15 protein-coding genes are annotated in these 16433 nt (G+C 72.7%); 8 read left to right on the top strand and 7 right to left on the bottom strand.

Annotated elements, in window-relative coordinates; translation table 11 throughout:
- Both ABZ453_RS40550 and ABZ453_RS40555 read right to left on the bottom strand, forming a co-directional pair.
- Nucleotides 1–444 (bottom strand): MarR family transcriptional regulator, encoded by a 444-nt coding sequence (locus ABZ453_RS40550; RefSeq protein ID WP_359023363.1) that lies wholly within the window; start codon nucleotides 442–444, stop codon nucleotides 1–3.
- Nucleotides 441–932: a MarR family transcriptional regulator gene (locus tag ABZ453_RS40555; protein WP_359023365.1), complete on the bottom strand. Its 492-nt coding sequence runs from the start codon at nucleotides 930–932 to the stop codon at nucleotides 441–443. Before ABZ453_RS40555 ends, ABZ453_RS40550 begins: the two co-directional genes overlap by 4 nt.
- 75 nt (nucleotides 933–1007) lie before the next feature.
- Between ABZ453_RS40555 and ABZ453_RS40560 the strand changes: the two genes are divergently transcribed.
- On the top strand, nucleotides 1008–1973 hold the full coding sequence (locus ABZ453_RS40560; RefSeq protein ID WP_359023367.1) for a pirin family protein: 966 nt from the start codon (nucleotides 1008–1010) through the stop codon (nucleotides 1971–1973).
- A gap of 391 nt (nucleotides 1974–2364) precedes the next feature.
- On the opposite strand, the gene ABZ453_RS40565 is transcribed toward ABZ453_RS40560, so the two are convergent.
- The 5 genes from ABZ453_RS40565 to ABZ453_RS40585 form a co-directional block, all read right to left on the bottom strand.
- Nucleotides 2365–3573 (bottom strand): ABC transporter substrate-binding protein, encoded by a 1209-nt coding sequence (locus tag ABZ453_RS40565; protein WP_359023368.1) that lies wholly within the window; start codon nucleotides 3571–3573, stop codon nucleotides 2365–2367.
- Nucleotides 3574–3598: 25 nt separating this feature from the next.
- A complete protein-coding gene (locus ABZ453_RS40570) occupies nucleotides 3599–6121 on the bottom strand; it encodes an ATP-binding cassette domain-containing protein (protein WP_359023370.1) in 2523 nt (840 codons plus the stop codon).
- A gap of 12 nt (nucleotides 6122–6133) precedes the next feature.
- Nucleotides 6134–7003 carry a branched-chain amino acid ABC transporter permease gene (locus ABZ453_RS40575; protein WP_359023372.1) on the bottom strand — a complete coding sequence of 290 codons (870 nt, stop codon included), beginning with the start codon at nucleotides 7001–7003 and terminating at the stop codon, nucleotides 6134–6136.
- A gap of 163 nt (nucleotides 7004–7166) precedes the next feature.
- Nucleotides 7167–8510, bottom strand: a complete 1344-nt coding sequence (locus ABZ453_RS40580; protein WP_359023374.1) for an FAD-dependent oxidoreductase — start codon at nucleotides 8508–8510, stop codon at nucleotides 7167–7169.
- 162 nt (nucleotides 8511–8672) lie between these two features.
- The gene (locus ABZ453_RS40585) at nucleotides 8673–9740 is read right to left on the bottom strand and encodes an NAD(P)-dependent alcohol dehydrogenase (RefSeq protein WP_359023376.1); all 1068 of its coding nucleotides are present in this window, start codon (nucleotides 9738–9740) and stop codon (nucleotides 8673–8675) included.
- 61 nt (nucleotides 9741–9801) lie between these two features.
- On the opposite strand from ABZ453_RS40585, the gene ABZ453_RS40590 reads away from it, so the two are divergent.
- The 7 genes from ABZ453_RS40590 (at nucleotide 9802) to ABZ453_RS40620 (ending at nucleotide 16423) form a co-directional block, all read left to right on the top strand.
- Nucleotides 9802–10596, top strand: a complete 795-nt coding sequence (locus tag ABZ453_RS40590; protein WP_359023378.1) for an SDR family NAD(P)-dependent oxidoreductase — start codon at nucleotides 9802–9804, stop codon at nucleotides 10594–10596.
- Between the two features lie 118 nt (nucleotides 10597–10714).
- The gene (locus ABZ453_RS40595) at nucleotides 10715–11851 is read left to right on the top strand and encodes an acyl-CoA dehydrogenase family protein (protein WP_359023380.1); all 1137 of its coding nucleotides are present in this window, start codon (nucleotides 10715–10717) and stop codon (nucleotides 11849–11851) included.
- 92 nt (nucleotides 11852–11943) lie between these two features.
- Nucleotides 11944–12732 carry an enoyl-CoA hydratase/isomerase family protein gene (locus ABZ453_RS40600; protein ID WP_133049409.1) on the top strand — a complete coding sequence of 263 codons (789 nt, stop codon included), beginning with the start codon at nucleotides 11944–11946 and terminating at the stop codon, nucleotides 12730–12732.
- Nucleotides 12717–13088, top strand: coding sequence for an OB-fold domain-containing protein (locus ABZ453_RS40605; RefSeq protein WP_359023383.1), 372 nt, complete (start codon nucleotides 12717–12719; stop codon nucleotides 13086–13088). The genes ABZ453_RS40600 and ABZ453_RS40605 overlap by 16 nt, the downstream gene beginning before the upstream one ends.
- Nucleotides 13085–14233: a thiolase family protein gene (locus ABZ453_RS40610; RefSeq protein WP_359023385.1), complete on the top strand. Its 1149-nt coding sequence runs from the start codon at nucleotides 13085–13087 to the stop codon at nucleotides 14231–14233. The genes ABZ453_RS40605 and ABZ453_RS40610 overlap by 4 nt, the downstream gene beginning before the upstream one ends.
- 10 nt (nucleotides 14234–14243) lie before the next feature.
- On the top strand, nucleotides 14244–15455 hold the full coding sequence (locus ABZ453_RS40615; RefSeq protein WP_359023387.1) for an acyl-CoA dehydrogenase family protein: 1212 nt from the start codon (nucleotides 14244–14246) through the stop codon (nucleotides 15453–15455).
- A complete protein-coding gene (locus ABZ453_RS40620) occupies nucleotides 15452–16423 on the top strand; it encodes a phosphotransferase family protein (RefSeq protein ID WP_359023389.1) in 972 nt (323 codons plus the stop codon). The genes ABZ453_RS40615 and ABZ453_RS40620 overlap by 4 nt, the downstream gene beginning before the upstream one ends.
- The last annotated feature ends 10 nt before the right edge of the window (nucleotides 16424–16433 follow it).

Here is a 16433-nt window from a genome sequence, read left to right on the forward strand (position 1 = left end):
TCAGGCGGACAGCGCGGCCAGTTCCGCGTCGGCCCGCTCGGTGACGGTCGCCAGGACGCGACCGGCCGCCGCGAGGTCCTCGGCCGGGATGCCGCCCCAGATCCGGGCGCTGATCTCCCCGCTCTCGGCGCTCACCCGGGTGTAGAAGTCACGTCCGGCATCCGTGACGCGCACGTCGGACCCGTCCACGGTGACCAAGCCCTTGGCGCCCAGTTCCGCGATGACGCCCCGCGCCTCGGCGGCCTCGACCTTGAGGGAGCCGACGACCTGGGCCACGAGGACCTCGTGCTCGACCGGATGCCCGGCGACGACGACGAGCCGGAGGGTGATCTGCTGCTGGAAGGTGGCGCCGTGCCGGTCCAGGACGCTCTCCAGGACGGCGCGGGCGGCGTAGTGCGCCAGGCCCAGGGCGCGGGCGTCGGCGACGGGTTCGGTGGTGGTCATGACTGCTCCTTCTGGTTCTGGTCGTTCTCGTTGAACGGATCAAGAGGTGCGTCGAGCAGGGCCACGAGGTCGCGGGTGAACTCCTGGGCCCGCGGGGCGTCGAGGCCCCCGAGCGGCGCCAGGAACTGCCGCAGCAGACCCTGTACGACCGTGATGGCGCGCCCGGTGACCTCGCGTCCCTGGTCGGTGAGGGCCAACTGAACCGCGCGCGGGTCCCGTGGGTCGCGGGTGCGTGCCACGAGGCCGGCCGACTCCAGGCCGCGGGCCAGCTTGGAGACGTACAGCGGCTCCAGGCCGGTGTGGTCGGCCAGCCGGCGCTGGCTGGGGCGTTCGCCGGTGCGCTGCATGCCGTGCAGCGAGGCGACCAGCGAGTACTGGGCGTGGGTGAGGCCCAGCGGGACCATCGCCCGGTCGACGGCGACCCGCCATTTCATCGACAGACGCCACACCAGGAACCCGGGCGTCGCGTTCTCGTAACCGCTGATCATGAGAGATACAGTACATGGCTACTATGTCCATGGCTACTATTTTAATGGGACGGCTACGGGACTAGGTTGTGCGCCATGAGCAATCTTGATCGCGAGGCGGTTCCCGCCCTGTGCGGCGGCCGTGGCTTCGTCGTGGCGGAGCCGGTGCGCGAACTCCTCAGTCCTCGCCGGGTCCCGCTCGGCGAGTCGAGCGAAGTCCGCCGGCTGCTGCCCAACCTGGGCCGCCGCATGGTCGGCGCCTGGTGCTTCGTCGATCACTACGGCCCCGACGACATCGCCGACGAACCCGGCATGCAGGTCCCGCCGCACCCCCACATGGGCCTGCAGACGGTCAGCTGGCTGCACGAGGGCGAGGTACTGCACCGCGACTCGACCGGCAGCCTCCAGACCATCCGCCCCCGCGAACTCGGGCTCATGACCTCGGGCCGGGCCATCAGCCACTCCGAGGAGAGCCCCCGCCCGCACGCTCGCTTCCTGCACGGCGCGCAGCTGTGGGTCGCCCTCCCGGACGGCCACCGCCACACCGACCCGCGCTTCGAGCACCACGCCGAACTCCCGCGCGTCACCGCGCCCGGACTCACGGCCACCCTCATCCTCGGCGATCTGGACGGCGCGACCTCACCCGGCACGACGTACACCCCGATCGTCGGCGCCGACCTGGCACTGACCCGCGGCGCGGAGGTACGCCTCCCGCTGGAGCCGGACTTCGAGTACGCCGTGCTGTCCATGTCCGGCGAGGCCCAAGTCGACGGCGTGCCGGTGCTGCCGGGCTCGATGCTCTACCTCGGCTGCGGCCGCACCGGACTCCCCCTGCGCGCCGAGTCGGACGCGGGCCTGATGCTCCTGGGCGGCGAGCCGTTCGAGGAGGAGCTCGTGATGTTCTGGAACTGGATCGGACGGTCTCAGGAAGAGATCGAGCAGGCGCGCCGGGACTGGATGGAAGGCACCCGGTTCGGCGAGGTGAAGGGCTACGACGGCGCCCCGCTGCCCGCCCCCGAGCTGCCGCCGCTGCCGTTGAAGCCGCGGGGCCGGGTGCGCTGACCCGCGGCCACTCGCGGCGACGCCGAAATGCGGACGGTCTCCGTCGTCACAGGGTGTCGAAGTCGGTCGGGACGCCGAGCAGGAGGCGGCCGGTGATGTCCCAAGTGGTCGCCGCGACCTGCATGTGCGCCGTGATGGCGTCGGCGTCCCGGAGCCGGCGCTGCAGGGGGAGTCCTCGTGAATCGACGAAGCGCCGCCGAAGCCGTGCATGGCCCTGACCACCTCCGCCCGAGCGAGATCGGCACGCTCATGATCCCGGCCCCTCCCCGGCACCACCGGACCCAATCCGCGCGGGGACCGGTACCGCGGTACTGCTGCGGTGGGCGTACGGCGGGCACACGGGAACGCCGTGTCCCCGTCAGGGACACGGCGTTCACGGCGGCCGGCGTGCTCAGTCGCGGGTGGGAGGGGTGTAGAAGGAGCCGACGGAGGTCCAGACGCCGTTCTTGACGACCACGCGCTGCACGCTGCGGGTGCCGAGGTGGTCGTCGGCGCCGAACTTCATCACCGGCGACACCCCGGGGTCCACCGAGGACGCCTTCTGGTACGCGGCGATGAGGGCCTGGGACGTGACCGGCCCCTTGACGGTCTTCGCGATCTGGGCGAACACCTTCGCGTTGCTCCAGCCCCACAGGGCGAGGAACCCGGCGTCCTGACCGGGCTCGTACTTCGCCATCGCGGTACGGAACTCCTTGACCGACGGATCGGGATCCGAGGGCGCCTTCACCAGCTGCACCGCCTTGAGGCCCTCGGCGGCGTCCTTGGCCAGCGAGATCGTCGACTCGGCGGCGACGGGCGCGTAGGCGTAGGTGGGCAGGGAAAGCCCCTGCAGCTTGGCCTCCTTGACGAAGGCCGCCGCCTCCGGCGAGGTGAGGACCAGGATCACCGCCTGGGGTTTCGCCGCCTTCACCTTGCTGATCACCGGCGTGTAGTCGGTGGTCTGGTACTTGACCGGCAGCCGGTCGACCGAGACCGAGGGATCCACCTTCTTCGCGACGGGCTCCACCTGCTTGGCGACGTTCACGAACGCGGCCGGGTCGCTGTGCACGACGAGGATCTTCTTCGCGCCGTCCTGCACGGCCCAGGCGGCGACCGCCGCGGCCTGGTCCTCGTAGAGGGTCTGCGTGCCGAACAGGCCGGGGCGCGGCGGCTTGTACCAGTTCTCGGCGCCACCGACCTCGTTGAGGATCGGGACCCTGGACTGGTTGAGGACGAACGGGAAGGCCGCCTCGGCCTGGGAGGTGCCGTTCGCGTTGACGATGGCCACGACCTTGTCCTGGCCGATCAGTTCACGGGCGATCTGCACGGTCTGCTGCGGGTCGGCCGCGTTGTCCTTGACGGTCCACCGGATCTTGCGTCCGTTGACGCCTCCTTGGGCGTTGACCATCTTGAAGTAGGCGTCGGCTCCCGCCTTCTGGGGCACGCCGTAGGCGGCGGTGGAGCCGGTCAGCGGCAGCCACGCGCCGATGTGTATCTCGGAGGAGCTCGCGGCGGCTCCCGCGGAGTCCTGGCCGGCGCACGCGTTGGCGGTCAGCGCCACCGCGGCCAGGACGGCCGCCGTTCCCGCGGCGCGGCGGAGTCTTCTTACGGTCCGGAACATGGTCCACCTCGTATCGCTACAGGAATCAGTTCACTCGTGAGGTCCGGGCGGGAGCCGCCGCGTTCGGGGCGGCCTCCAGGCCGCCGCTGAAGTACGCCGCCTCCGCCTGTGCCGCGAACGCGGGATCACCCGGCCGGCCGTGGGCGGCGACGACGCCCTCGTGCAGCACGGCCACCTCGTGGCACACGGACATGGCCCGGCTGAGCAGTTGCTCGAGCAGGACGACGGTCAGACCCTCCCGGGCCAGGCCCGTCAGCCGGTCGTAGACCTCGTCGACCAGCGCCGGGGCCAGCCCGAGCGCCGGTTCGTCGACGATCAGGACGTCCGGCCCGACGATCAGGGCCCGGGCGATGGCGAGCATCTGCTGCTCGCCGCCGGACAGCCCGCCGGCCGGCGCGGACATCCGGTCGCGCAGCCGCACCGGCAGCCACTCGACCGTCTCCTCCAGCCGCTCGCGCAGTCGCGCGCCGGTGACACCGCCCGCGTACGCGGCGACCTCGAGGTTCTCGCGCAGGGACAGCGTCTTGAACAGGGCCCGTCCCTCGGGCGCCAGGCTGATGCGGACGCCCGCGCCCGCCTCCCTGACCCCGTGCGCGGGTGGGAGGGAGCCGTGCAGGACGCCGGCCAGGGTGCTCTTGCCCGCGCCGTTGGCTCCGGCGACGCCGAGCACGACGCCCTGGCGGACGTCGAGGTCGACGTCGCGCAGGGCGACCACGCCGCCGTAGCCGTGGCCGATGCCGTGCAGGCGGATCATGCTGCGTTCGCCGGTGTGCTCGGGCGGCCGGGTCCTGCCGTCGACCGTTCCCAGGTACGAGGAGCGCACCTTCGGGTCCTGCAGCACGGTGTCCGGGGCTCCCTCGCCGATCGTGCGGCCGAAGTCGAAGGCGAGGACCCGGTGGGCGACCGAGAAGAGGTCGTCGAGGACGTGGTCGATGACCACCACGGCGGTGCCGCCGGCGTGCAGCCGCCTGATGTGCCCGGCGAGCAGGGCGCGTTCACTCGCGTCGAGGCCGCCGAACGGCTCGTCCAGCACCAGCAGTTTCGGGTCCTCGGCCATCGCGCGGGCGAGGTCGAGGCGCTTCTGCAGGCCGAACGGCAGCTCCCCGGGGCGGCGGTCGGCCACCTCCGCGAGGCCGACGGAGCGCAGCAGCCGCGCCACGTCGGCCCGGTCCCGGGCGGTGATCCGGCGACGGGTGCACAACACGTTCTCGGCGACGGTGAGTTCGGAGAAGACCTCCGCGTGCTGGAACGTACGGCCGATGCCCAGCCGTCGGCGTGCGGTCGCCCTGGTCCGCAGCAAGGGCCGGCCGGCGAAGTCGGCGGTTCCGCTCACCCGGCCGTTGCCGGTGAGTCCCGACAGGGCGTTCAACAGGGTCGTCTTTCCTGCCCCGTTGGGTCCGATGACCGCCAGGATCTCGTTCTGCCGCAGGGTCAGTGAGGCGTCCTGAAGGGCCTGGAGTCCGCCGTAGGAGACCGACACGTGCTCCAGGCGCAGCAGGACGGAGTCGTCGGTGGGGGGCCGGAGGGGTGCGGGGGCGGTCGACTCCTCGGCGGGCAGGGGGAGCCGGGTGTCCGGTCGGCGCAGCAGGCGCCGCGCGACACCGCGCAGGGGTTTGCCGAGGAACGGCACGACGCCGCCGGGCAGGAAGAGGAGCACGCAGATCAGGACGAGGCCCTGCACGACCGGCTGGGGCAGCCCCACGGCGGAGGACAGCGAGGGGTTCCACGTGAGATAGACGCCTCCGGCGACGGCGCCGACGATGGTGCCGACCCCGCCGAGCACGCACGCCGCGATCAGCGAGATGCCGAAGGACAGCGAGAACGGGTCGGGGCTGACGAAGCCGGTGAGCAGCCCGAGCAGCACGCCCGCGAGGCAGGTGCACGCAGCGCTCACGGCGAAGGACAGCGACGACTGCGCCTCCGGGGCGATGCCGATCGTACGGGCGGCCAGGGGGTGGGACTTGGCGGCCACGAGCCGCATCCGCAGCCCCGAGGCCGCGGCCGGCACCGCCAGCGCGAGCACCACGGCGGCCGCCCCGACCGCGAGGTACTGGGCTTCGGTACTGCCGCCCAGGACCGTGCCGAGCCCGAGCGCGCTGCGCAGCTGGACGACCGGCACACCCTGGTCGCCGCCGGTCACGCTGCTCCAGCGGTTGACCAGTTCGAGGGTGACCATGGTGAAGGCGAGGGTCAGCAGGGCGATGTAGAGCACCGAGAAGCGGGCGCCCGCGTATCCGAGGAAGGCGCCCAGGACGGCGCCGGTGGCGACGGCACCGAGCACCACCGCTTCCAGGGGCCAGTCGTGGGCACTGCCGTACGCCGCGAAGTACGCGCCGATGGCGAAGAACGCGGGGTGGCCCACCGACCAGATGCCGGACCAGCCGGCGAGCAGGCCGACCGAGAGCACGACGACGGTGTACACGGCCGCGAGCCCGACGGAGTACATCTGGTACGCGGGGATCGCGCCGGAGGCCATGAACACCATCAGCACCGCGCCGGCGGCCGGACCCAGGGCGGCCCTGGCCAGGAGGGAACGGTTGAAGACCATGGATGCGACCCCTCAGACCCGTTGGAAGGTGCGGGTGCCGAAGATGCCCTGCGGACGGATCAGCAGGACCAGCACGGTGAACGTGAACACGAACGTGTCCCGGAAGCTGGCGGAGACGTAGTTGGCCGCCAGGTTGTCCAGGACGCCGATGGTCAGCCCGCCCAGGACCGCCCCGTACATGCTGGTCAGACCGCCCAGGAAGATCCCGGCGAAGGCCCGGAACAGCGGGGCGACCAGCGCGGTGGGCACCAGACCCGAGCGCGGCGCGTACAGGGAGGCGGCGAGCGCGGCCAGCCCCAGGCCGAGCGCCCAGGAGATCCGTGCAAGACGCTGGGCGCTCAGTCCGACCACGCGGGCGGTGTCGGCGGACTCGGCGACGGCGCGCATGGCCGAGCCGAGCGTGGTGCGGGTGAACAGATAGCCCACCAGGGTCATCGCCACGGCGGCGACGCCGATCGTGACCAGGCTCTGCACCGGCACCGCGGCACCCGACCAGCGCACCGTCCCGTCGACCAGGCTGGGGAAGGCCTTGGGCTGGTCGCCCCAGATGGATCCGGCGGTGCTCTCGGCGATCAGGGACACGCCCATCGTGACGACGAGCGCGGAGAACAACTGGCCCTGCCCCAGGGGCCGGATCACCGTCTCGCGGACGAGCAGGCCGGACGCGACGGTGACGGCGACGGCGGCGAGGATGCCGAGCACCGTGGCCACACCGCGGTCGTGCAGTGAGACCGCCACGTACAGGCCCAGTGTCGCGAGCGACGCCATCGCGAAGTTCACGACGTCCGTGGCCCGGTAGATGATGACCAGCCCCAGGCCCATGAGGCCGTAGACGGCTCCACTGGCCAGACCGCTGACCAGGACAAGCAGGAACTGACTCATAGTCCCTCCCCCGAGGAAGGGCGCGTTCGCGCCACGCATGCAAGCGGCATGATCACCTCACGGACCGCGAAGTTAAAGTGAACTCAATTCAGTAAGCTAGGCACTCCGGTGCCGGGCGGGCAAGCCTCGTGCACGGGATTTGTGCGCGGCGGCCCGATCGGGCTCAGTGGGCGGCGGTCACCGGCGCCCCGGCGAGCGCGGTCCGTGCCGCCGCCAGACCGAAGACCAGGGCGGGGGCGAGGCCGCCCGCGTAGGCGCGTCGGTACAGGCCGCCGGCGTCGGCACCCGCCGCCAGCAGCCCCGGGATCGGACCGGCCCCGCCCGTGTCCGCGGACCGCACGCGTGCCTCCGCGTCGATCAGCAGACCGCCGAAGGCGAACGTGATCGCGGGGGCCGCCTCGACGACGTAGAAGGGCGGTTCGTCGAGCGGCCGCCGGTCCAGCAGTCGGCCGGGTGCCGTCGTGGCGCCCGCGCGCACGGCCGCGTTGAACTCCTCCACGCGGTCGCGGATCGTGGCCCCGGGATAGCCCCACTCCTCGGGCATCGACGCGAAGTCCTCCAGGCTGTCGGCCACCGCGCTGCGGGCGCCGGCGCGATGGCACAGCTGGAACTTGTCCACTCCGGGGATGCCCTCGACGTAGGAGGCGCTGATCCACTCCCGGTGCACGCGCGCGTCGGCGACCAGCAGGCCGCGGGCCTCGGGCCGCTCCAGCAGCGCCATCGCGGTCAGATGATCCCCTACCGTCTCGTCGACGAAGCGCTCGCCGGTCGTGTCGAAGAGCAGGGCGTGCTCGCTGTAGTACAGCGCCAGGTCGACGAAGCGCGCGGGGTCGGCCAGGGAGACGCCCGCCGGCATCAGGTGGCCGTAGAAGCCCGCGTCCTTCTTCCCGAACGCGGCGCCGGCCGACCGGCCGAGCGTGAGGCCGTCGCCCCGGCTGTGCGGGTTGGCCCGCAGTCCGATGTCGGCGGCCCGCGGGTGGACGTGCTCCGCGCGCAGGCCCGGATCGCCCTGGAAGCCGCCCGTCGCGAGGAGGGTCCAGGTGGCCTCGATCCGGCGCGCCGATCCGTCCGGCAGGACGCACTCCGCGCCCTTGACCACGCCGTCCTCCGTCACGAGGGCGTGGGTCCAGGTGTCGGTCAGCACCTCCTGGCCCCGGTCGCGGATCAGCCGTTCGCACGTGTCGAGGTAGTGGTTGGTGTCGACCTGGTGCCCCCGGCCGAAGCCGAGCACGGGCACCGGCGGCCGGCACTCCACGCCGAGCGACCGGATCCAGGCCACCCCGTCGGCGAATCCGTCCACCAGGGCGGTCGCCAGCTCGGGGTCGCCGTCCGGGTTGACCCGGCGCATCTCCTCGACCGACGGGGTCGTCCAGACGAAACCGGCGAGGCGTGCGGAGCCGCCGGTGCGTTCCGCCTTCTCCACCAGGACCACCGTGCCGCCCTCGGCGGCCACCCTCGCGGCGGCCGAGAGACCGGCCATGCCGCCGCCTATCACCAGAAGATCCACTGTCTCCGCATCCATAGCGGGTCCCACCGCCTTTGTGTCGCCGAGTGGGACAGACGCTAATTGAACTCACTTCTGGAGTCGAGAGGGTGGATGGCGCGAGGTGGGACGGTACGGGTTCCGGCCGCTCGGAGGCCGTGCCGGACGGGTCGGCAACCGGGCACGTCAGTCGAGAACCAGGACCGCGCGCCCCCGTACGTCGCCGGACCGGAGCCTCGCGAGGGCCCGTGGCGCCTCCGACAGCGGGAACCGCTCGACCCCCACCCGCAGGACGCCCTCGCGCGCCAGGGAGACCACCGTCCGCAGTTCGGGCAGGGTTCCCCAGAACGGCAGCGAGATCCGTGTCCCCGGAGGCAGCGCGCCCGGTTTGCGGACCGTCAGTTCTCCGCCGCCGCTGCCCACCACGGCCAGCTCCCCGCCCGGCCGCAGCACGTCCACCGCCAGCTCCAGGCTGGAGCGGCCGCCGACGAAGTCGAGCACGGCCGCCGCACCCGCGCCGGCCGTCCGGTTCCGCAGGGCCGCCGCGGTGTCGGGCCGCAGGAGGGTGGCGAAGTGCGCGCCGCACTCCTCGGCCAGGGCGAGCGCCTCCTCGCGTACGTCGACGGCCAGCACCCGCGCGGTCGTCGTGGCCCGCAGCAGCTGAACGGCCAGGTGCCCCAGGCCGCCGATGCCGATGACGACCACGCAGGCGTCCTCGTCCAGCGCGCCCCGGACCGCCGCCACGGCGTGACAGGCCGTGAGCCCGGCGTCGGACAGGGGTGCCGCCTGTACGGCCGGCAGGTCGCCCACCGGCACCAGCAGCCGCCCGGACGGCACGAGCAGCAGGTCGGCCATCCCGCCGTCCCGCCCGAGGCCCGCCCCGGTCCCCACGCGGTCCGCGTCCAGCGCCGGGCGCCGGTCGCAGTAGTTGTCGGCTCCCGCCGCGCAGCGCGCGCAACTCCCGCAGCCCCAGGGGCCGTACACGACCACGCGCTCGCCGATCGCCGGGCCCGTGGCGAGCGGGCCGCGCTCGACCACACGGCCCGCGGTCTCGTGCCCGAGGGTGAACGGCAGCCGGTACGGAAGGGCGCCCGGCGGCGCGTCGATGACATGGAGGTCCGAACGGCACACACCCGCCGCCTCCACCTCGATGAGGACCTCTTCGCCCGTCGGGCTCGGCCGGGGCACCTCGGTCAGTTCCGGTGGACCGCCCCAGCGGGTCAGCCGGACCGCTCTCGTCCTGCCTGTTGACATACCCGGGACATTAACAAAAATGAAGTCAGTTCAGTAGTCGGCCGTGGGGTGGTGACCGTACGTGGAGGGTGAGCACGCGGGGCGCTTCGGCGGGCGGGTCGCGCTCGTCACCGGCGCGGGATCCGGCATCGGCACGGCGGCCGCCCGGCGACTCGCCGCACAGGGTGCCCTGGTTCTCGTGGCGGACATCGACGGCCAGGCGGCCCGGGCCGTGGCCAAGGAGCTGCCGCGGGCACACCCCCTGACCGTCGACGTGGCCGAACCGGCCCAGGTCGACGAGGCGTTCGACCAGGCCGTACGGCGGCACGGGCGGCTCGACGTCGTCCTGCACGCGGCCGGCGTCGACGACCCCGCCGCCAAGGAGTGGATCGCCGAGGCGCTGCTCGCGGACCGGCCGCCGGAGGTGACGACGCGGCTCGGCGACGAAGCGTGGCGCCGCGTCATGCGCGTCAACCTCGACGGCACCTTCCATGTGCTGCGCGCGGCCGTGCGGGTCATGGCACCGCGCCGGTCCGGGACCGTCGTCACCGTCGGCTCCTCCTCGGCCTTCGACACCCTGGCCGGCTATCCGCACTACGCGGCCTCGAAGGCCGGGGCCCACGCACTGAGCCAGTCCGTCGCCAAGGAGGCGATCGCGTTCGGCGTCCGCGTCAACACGGTGGCACCCGGGCCGACCGAGACCGGCATGGCGGCACGAACGCCCGCGGTGCTGCGGCAGGGCTTCGCGGACGGTCGGGTACGGCCGTACGCCACACCGGAGGAGATCGCCGACGTCGCCCTGTTCCTGGCGAGCGAGGAGGCGGCGAATCTCGTCGGCGCGGTGCTGCTCGCCAACGGCGGGCGGTTCACGGTGTGAGCACCGAACCGCCCCGGGCGGCCGCCCGATCCCGGCGGACGGCGGGGCCCGTCCCGCACAGCCGCACGATGTCACACCCCCGCGCCCCCTGGGGCGGGCGCGGCCGAGGGAGGTACGCATGTTCCGGCTCGACGCCGACCCCGCGCTGTTGCGGGAGACCGAGGAGCAGCGCCAACTGCGCTCCGTCCTGCGGGACTTCCTCGCGGAGACCTGCGGACCGGAGGAGGTCCGCAAACAGGCCGACAGCCCGCGGGGCCACGACGAGGTGTTGTGGCACCGGCTCGCGGGCGAGATCGGCGTCCATGGGCTCGCCGTCCCCGAGGACTACGGCGGCGCCGGCGGCACGTTCGCCGAACTCGCCGTGGCGATGGAGGAGACCGGACGTGTGCTGTGCCCGGCGCCCCTGCTGAGCACCGTCGTCCTCGCCGGGCACGCCCTGCTGGACAGCGGTGACCGGCAGGCCTGCGCGCGCTGGCTGCCGGGCATAGCCGACGGCACGCTCACCGCCACGGTCGCCGGATTCCCGCATCCGGGCGGTGTCACGGCCGAACAGGGCGCCGGCGGCTGGGTGCTGCGCGGCGAGGCCGATTTCGTGCCCGACGGAGCGGGCGCCGATCTGCTGCTGGTCGCGGCCCGGGCGCCGGACGGGGAGCGGTTGTTCGCCTGCGAACCCGACCCCGCGACCTGTGAGCGCACGGCTCGTCGCGTCCTGGACCCGACCCGCCGGCAGGCGCTCGTCCGCTTCCGGGGAGCACCGGCCGAGGCGGTCGGCGATCCCGGACGGGCGCCGGACACGGTCTCCGGGGTCCTCGACGCGACACGGGCGGCGCTGGCCGCCGAGCACGTCGGCGGGAGTGCGCACGCCCTGGACGCCGTACTCGCGCATGTGGTGCGCAGGACCCAGTTCGGGCGCCCCATCGGGTCGTTCCAGGCGGTCAAGCACCGGCTGGCCGACCTGCTCGTCGAGGTCGAGGGCGCGCGGTCGGCGGCGGCGTACGCGAGCGCCTGTCTGGCCGGGCGGCGGACGGAGGAGCTGCCGGTGGCGGCGAGCGCGGCCGCGGTGGCCTGCACCGCGGCCTACCGCCTGGCCACCGCGGAGTACGTGCAGCTGCACGGCGGCATCGGCTTCACCTGGGAGCACTCGGCCCACCTCTATCTGCGCCGGGCCCGGGCCGACGAGGCGCTGTTCGGCACCGGCGACGACCACCGTCTGCGTCTGGCCGGGCTGCTGGGGCTCACCGGCCGCACCGGCTGACTTCCCGGGCCGACCGGCAGCGGCCGGTCCATTGACAGGGGCTTCCACTGCCCACAGAATCGAACTCAATTCAGTTCAGTTTGGAGGAACTCATGGCAGTCGAGGACGAGATCCAGTTCGAGCGGGACGGGCATGTGGCGCGGGTCTGGCTGAACCGCCCGCACAAGAAGAACTGCGTGACCGTGCCGATTCTCGAGCGGCTGGACGAGATCATCACCGAGGTCGACGCGGACCCGGAGCTGCGCGTGCTGATCCTGCGCGGACGCGGCAACACCTTCTGCTCCGGGTTCGACCTGGACAGCCTCAAGGCCGACTTCGTCGGCCGCTCCAACGCCATCGACGTCGCGGTGCTGTCGGCGAAGGTCTGCGACCGGCTGTACTCGATGAAGACGCCGTCGATCGCCGTCCTGGAGGGCCACGTCACCGCGGGCGGCTTCGAGCTGATGATCTCCTGCGACTTCGCGATCGCCGCGGACGACGCACTGATCGGCGACTTCCACATCCGGCGCGCGCTGTTCGGCGGCGCCGGCCCGATCTACCGGGTGCCGCGCATGATCGGCGTCCGCAAGACCAAGGAACTCATGCTCACCGGCAAGCTGCTCACCGGCGTCGAGGCGGCCGACTTCGACCTCATCAACGCCTCGGCACCCGCCGACAAACTCGACGCCACCGTCGAGGAGTTCGCCGACCAGCTCGTCGACAAGAGCCCGTTCACCATGTGGATCACCAAGATGACCATCGACCGCAGCCTCGACGCCGACATCCAGTCGCTGATGGTCATGGAGCACCTCGCGGTCGGCGTGATGCTCAACTCCGAGGACGCCGCGGAGGGTGTGTCGGCGTTCCTGGAGAAGCGGGAGCCGCAGTGGAAGGGCCGCTGAGCGAAGTGCCGGGGACCGGGGGCCGGCTGCGCGGCTCCCGGTGCGCCGACTGCGCGGTGGCCGTCTACCCCGCCGACCCGGCGTGTCCACGCTGCGGGGGACCGGCCGGACCGGTCGTGCTCTCCGCCACCGGCACCCTGTGGACCTGGACCGTGCAGCGCTACGCGCCCAAGTCACCGCCCTACGTCCCACCCGCCGCCGGCTTCGCGCCTTTCACGGTCGGGTACGTCGAACTGCCGGAAGGAGTACGGGTGTTGGCCCGGCTCGACATCCGTCCCGAGGACGCGGAGATCGGCATGCCGGTGACGCTGACAGCCGGCGACGGGGTGCCCAGGGCCGCGGGAGCCGCCGTATGAGCGGCGAGGACGTGCTGATCTGCGGTGCCGGGATCACCTCCTTCGCCCGTACGGAGGCGAGCGGCCGGCACCTGGCCGTGCAGGCCGTGCGGGCCGCCCTCGCCGACGCCGGACTGCCGTGGTCCCGGGTGCGGGCCGCGTACGGCGGCAGCGACGCCGCCGGCAACGCCGACACGCTGGTCGCCGAACTCGGCCTGACCGGAGTGCCATTCACCAATGTGCGCAACGGCTGCGCGACCGGCGGCAGCGCGCTCGTCTCGGCCGCCCACGCCATCCGCTCCGGCGCGGCGGACGTGGCGCTCGCCGTCGGCTTCGACAAGCATCCGCGCGGCGCCTTCGACCCACGGCCCGCCGACTGGGGGCTCGACGAGGCCTACGGTCGCGACGGGCTGATGGTGACCACCCAGTTCTTCGCCATGAAGATCCAGCGGTACATGCACGACCACGGCATCAGCGCCCGCACCCTCGCACTGGTCGCCGAGAAGGCGTACGCGAACGGCGTGCTCACCCCGCACGCCTGGCGCCGCAAGCCGCTCGACGCGGACGAGATCCTGGCGTCCGGGATGGTCAACGACCCGCTGACCCGCTACATGTTCTGCTCGCCCGGCCAGGGCGCGGTCGCCCTGGTCCTGTGCAGTCCAGCGGTGGCCCGCGAGATCGAGGCGAGGGCCGTCACCCTGCGGGCGGCGGTCGTGCGCACCCGCCGGTTCGGATCCTTCGAGGTGTTCAGCCCGTGGGCGCCCCCCGGAACCCCGACCAGCGTCAGCGCGGACGCCGCCCGCAGCGCCTTCGAGCAGGCTGGGCTGGGACCGCGGGACATCGACGTGTGCCAGTTGCAGGACACCGAGAGCGGCGCCGAGGTGATGCACCTGGCCGAGTGCGGGTTCTGCGAGCACGGCGAGCAGGAGTCGCTCATCCCGTTCGGGGCGACCGGGATCGGCGGCTCGCTGCCGGTCAACACCGACGGCGGATGCATCGCCAACGGCGAGCCCATCGGCGCCTCCGGACTGCGCCAGGTCCACGAGATCGTGCAGCAGCTGCGCGGCCGGGCCGGCGAACGACAGGTGCCCGGCGATCCGCGGACCGGCTTCACCCATGTGTACGGGGCGCCCGGCGTCAGCGCCTGCACGGTGCTGACCCGTTGAGAGGAGGAGCATGGATGGCATATCCGGCCCGGACGAGTTCCGGGCGCAGGCCCGCAGCTGGCTGAGGACCGTGGCGCCGGCCCGCGCCACCCACCTGGAGTGGGGCCGAGGCGACGACTCGGTGGCCGTCTTCGAGAACTGGACCGAGGACGAGGAACGCGCCCACACCGAGCGGACACAGGACTGGGAGCGCATCCGTCACGACCAGGGCTGGGGTGCGCTCTCCTGGCCGGCGGAGTACGGGGGACGCGAACTCCCCGCACATTACGAGCAGTTGTACCGAGCCGAGGAGTCGGCGTTCGACGTACCGCGGCGCACCGAGATCTTCCCGGTCACCCAGCAACTCGTCGCCCCCGCCCTGCGTATCTGGGGCAACCCGGAGCAGAAGCGGCGCCTGTTGCGCCCCCTGCTGCGCACCGACGAACTCGCCTGTCAGCTCTTCTCGGAGACCGAGGCGGGTTCCGACCTCGCCGCCGTCCGCACCCGGGCCGCGCGGGAGGACGACGGCTGGAGGCTGAACGGCCACAAGATCTGGACCTCCGGAGCCCGGGTCGCGACCTGGGGCGTGGCCGTCTGCCGGACCGACCCCGAGGTGCCCAAGCACGCAGGCATCACGGTCTTCCTGGTCCGGATGGACGCGCCGGGCGTGACCGTACGGCCCATCCGGCAGATGACCGGCGGCTCCAGCTTCAACGAGGTCTACCTGGACGACGTGTTCGTCCCCGACACCGACCGGCTCGGACCCGTCGGAGAGGGCTGGCGGGTCGCCCTCACCGTGCTCGCCGCCGAACGCCTCGACTCCGGCGGACTCGGCCTGGACAACGCCGACCGCGCCCTCGACCTCGCCCGGCACCTGCCCCGACCGCTGACCGACGGCGAACGGCAGCAGGCGGCCGACCTGTTCGTCCGCGCCCTGGTCCAACGGCTCATCGCCGTGCGGGTCACCTCGGCGCTGGCGGCCGGCCGCGCACCCGGTGCCGAGGCCTCCGTCGGCAAGCTCCACGCCACCGCGACCATGCGCGCGACCACCGACCTCGTCCAGCAACTCCTCGGGCCACGGCTGGCCGCCGACACGGGGGAGTGGGGCACGTTCGCCTGGACCGAACATCTGCTCGGCGCACCCGGCTACCGCATCGCGGGCGGCAGCGACGAGATCCAGCGCAACATCCTCGCCGAACGCGTCCTCGGACTGCCCAAGGAGCCGAAGGGAGCCGGGCGTTGAGCACCACGACCGAGGTGAGCGAACTCACCGGCAGGGTCCGCGGGCGACTGGCCCCACGGCACCCCGGCACGCCCCTCGGTGACCTGCGCACCCTGCCGGGCGGTCACTCCGGGCTCACCTACCGCATCGCGGCGGGCCCGGTGTCGTACGTCATCAAGGCGGTGCCACCGGGCCGGCGTCCCGTCGGTCGCAACGACGTGCTGCGCCAGGCCCGGATCCTGCGCGCCCTCGCCGGATCATCCGTCCCCGTACCGGAGATCGTGGCCGTCGACGAGACCGAACCGGCCTGGTTCGCCATGGAGTTCGTGGACGGCGAGGCGATCGAGCCGGTCCTCGACGAGCACCGGCTCGACCCGGGGCTGTGCCGGACGAGGATGCTGGCTCTGGCCCGCGTACTGCGCGATCTGCACGACACGAAAGCGCCGGACGCCGCCGAAGCGCTCGATCCGGCAGCGGAGTTGGACAGATGGAGCCGCACCATGCGCGCGGTGCCGGCCGAACTCCGGTCCGGAGCCGAGGATGTGCTGGAGGCACTCGGCTCCCGCGTCCCGGACGGAGTCCCTCCGGTGCTCACCCACGGCGACTTCCGTCTCGGCAACGTGCTGTGCCGGGGCGAACGGCCGGCCGCCGTCGTCGACTGGGAGATCTGGGGACTCGGCGACCCGCGCATCGACCTCGCCTGGTTCCTCCTCTTCGCCGACCACCGCAACTTCCCCCGGCTGGGCCGCGCCGTCCCCGGCCTGCCCACCGAGCGGGAACTGCTCGACGCCTACCTCGACGGCCGCCCCGCACCCCCCGCCTTCGACTGGTTCCGTGCCCTGGCCCGCACCAAGATGGCCGCGATCATGGGCCACAACCTGCGACGGCACCGTGAGGGCACCCACCTCGACCCCGACCAGGAGCGGCTGCCGCCGACCATCGCGGCGATGATCCGCTCGGCCCACGGCATCCTCGCCCGACGGCCCTGAAGGAGCGCCA

It is taken from the genome of Streptomyces sp. NPDC005799, assembly GCF_040630525.1.
Lineage (GTDB): Bacteria > Actinomycetota > Actinomycetes > Streptomycetales > Streptomycetaceae > Streptomyces > Streptomyces griseorubiginosus_B.

Excerpts from the sequence above, each read along its gene's own strand:
- ABZ453_RS40550 (WP_359023363.1), bottom strand. The coding sequence starts at position 444 with ATGACCACCACCGAACCCGTCGCCGACGCCCGCGCCCTGGGCCTGGCG.
- ABZ453_RS40555 (WP_359023365.1), bottom strand. The coding sequence starts at position 932 with ATGATCAGCGGTTACGAGAACGCGACGCCCGGGTTCCTGGTGTGGCGT.
- ABZ453_RS40560 (WP_359023367.1), top strand. The coding sequence starts at position 1,008 with ATGAGCAATCTTGATCGCGAGGCGGTTCCCGCCCTGTGCGGCGGCCGT.
- ABZ453_RS40565 (WP_359023368.1), bottom strand. The coding sequence starts at position 3,573 with ATGTTCCGGACCGTAAGAAGACTCCGCCGCGCCGCGGGAACGGCGGCC.
- ABZ453_RS40570 (WP_359023370.1), bottom strand. The coding sequence starts at position 6,121 with ATGGTCTTCAACCGTTCCCTCCTGGCCAGGGCCGCCCTGGGTCCGGCC.
- ABZ453_RS40575 (WP_359023372.1), bottom strand. The coding sequence starts at position 7,003 with ATGAGTCAGTTCCTGCTTGTCCTGGTCAGCGGTCTGGCCAGTGGAGCC.
- ABZ453_RS40585 (WP_359023376.1), bottom strand. The coding sequence starts at position 9,740 with ATGTCAACAGGCAGGACGAGAGCGGTCCGGCTGACCCGCTGGGGCGGT.
- ABZ453_RS40595 (WP_359023380.1), top strand. The coding sequence starts at position 10,715 with ATGTTCCGGCTCGACGCCGACCCCGCGCTGTTGCGGGAGACCGAGGAG.
- ABZ453_RS40600 (WP_133049409.1), top strand. The coding sequence starts at position 11,944 with ATGGCAGTCGAGGACGAGATCCAGTTCGAGCGGGACGGGCATGTGGCG.
- ABZ453_RS40610 (WP_359023385.1), top strand. The coding sequence starts at position 13,085 with ATGAGCGGCGAGGACGTGCTGATCTGCGGTGCCGGGATCACCTCCTTC.
- ABZ453_RS40615 (WP_359023387.1), top strand. The coding sequence starts at position 14,244 with ATGGATGGCATATCCGGCCCGGACGAGTTCCGGGCGCAGGCCCGCAGC.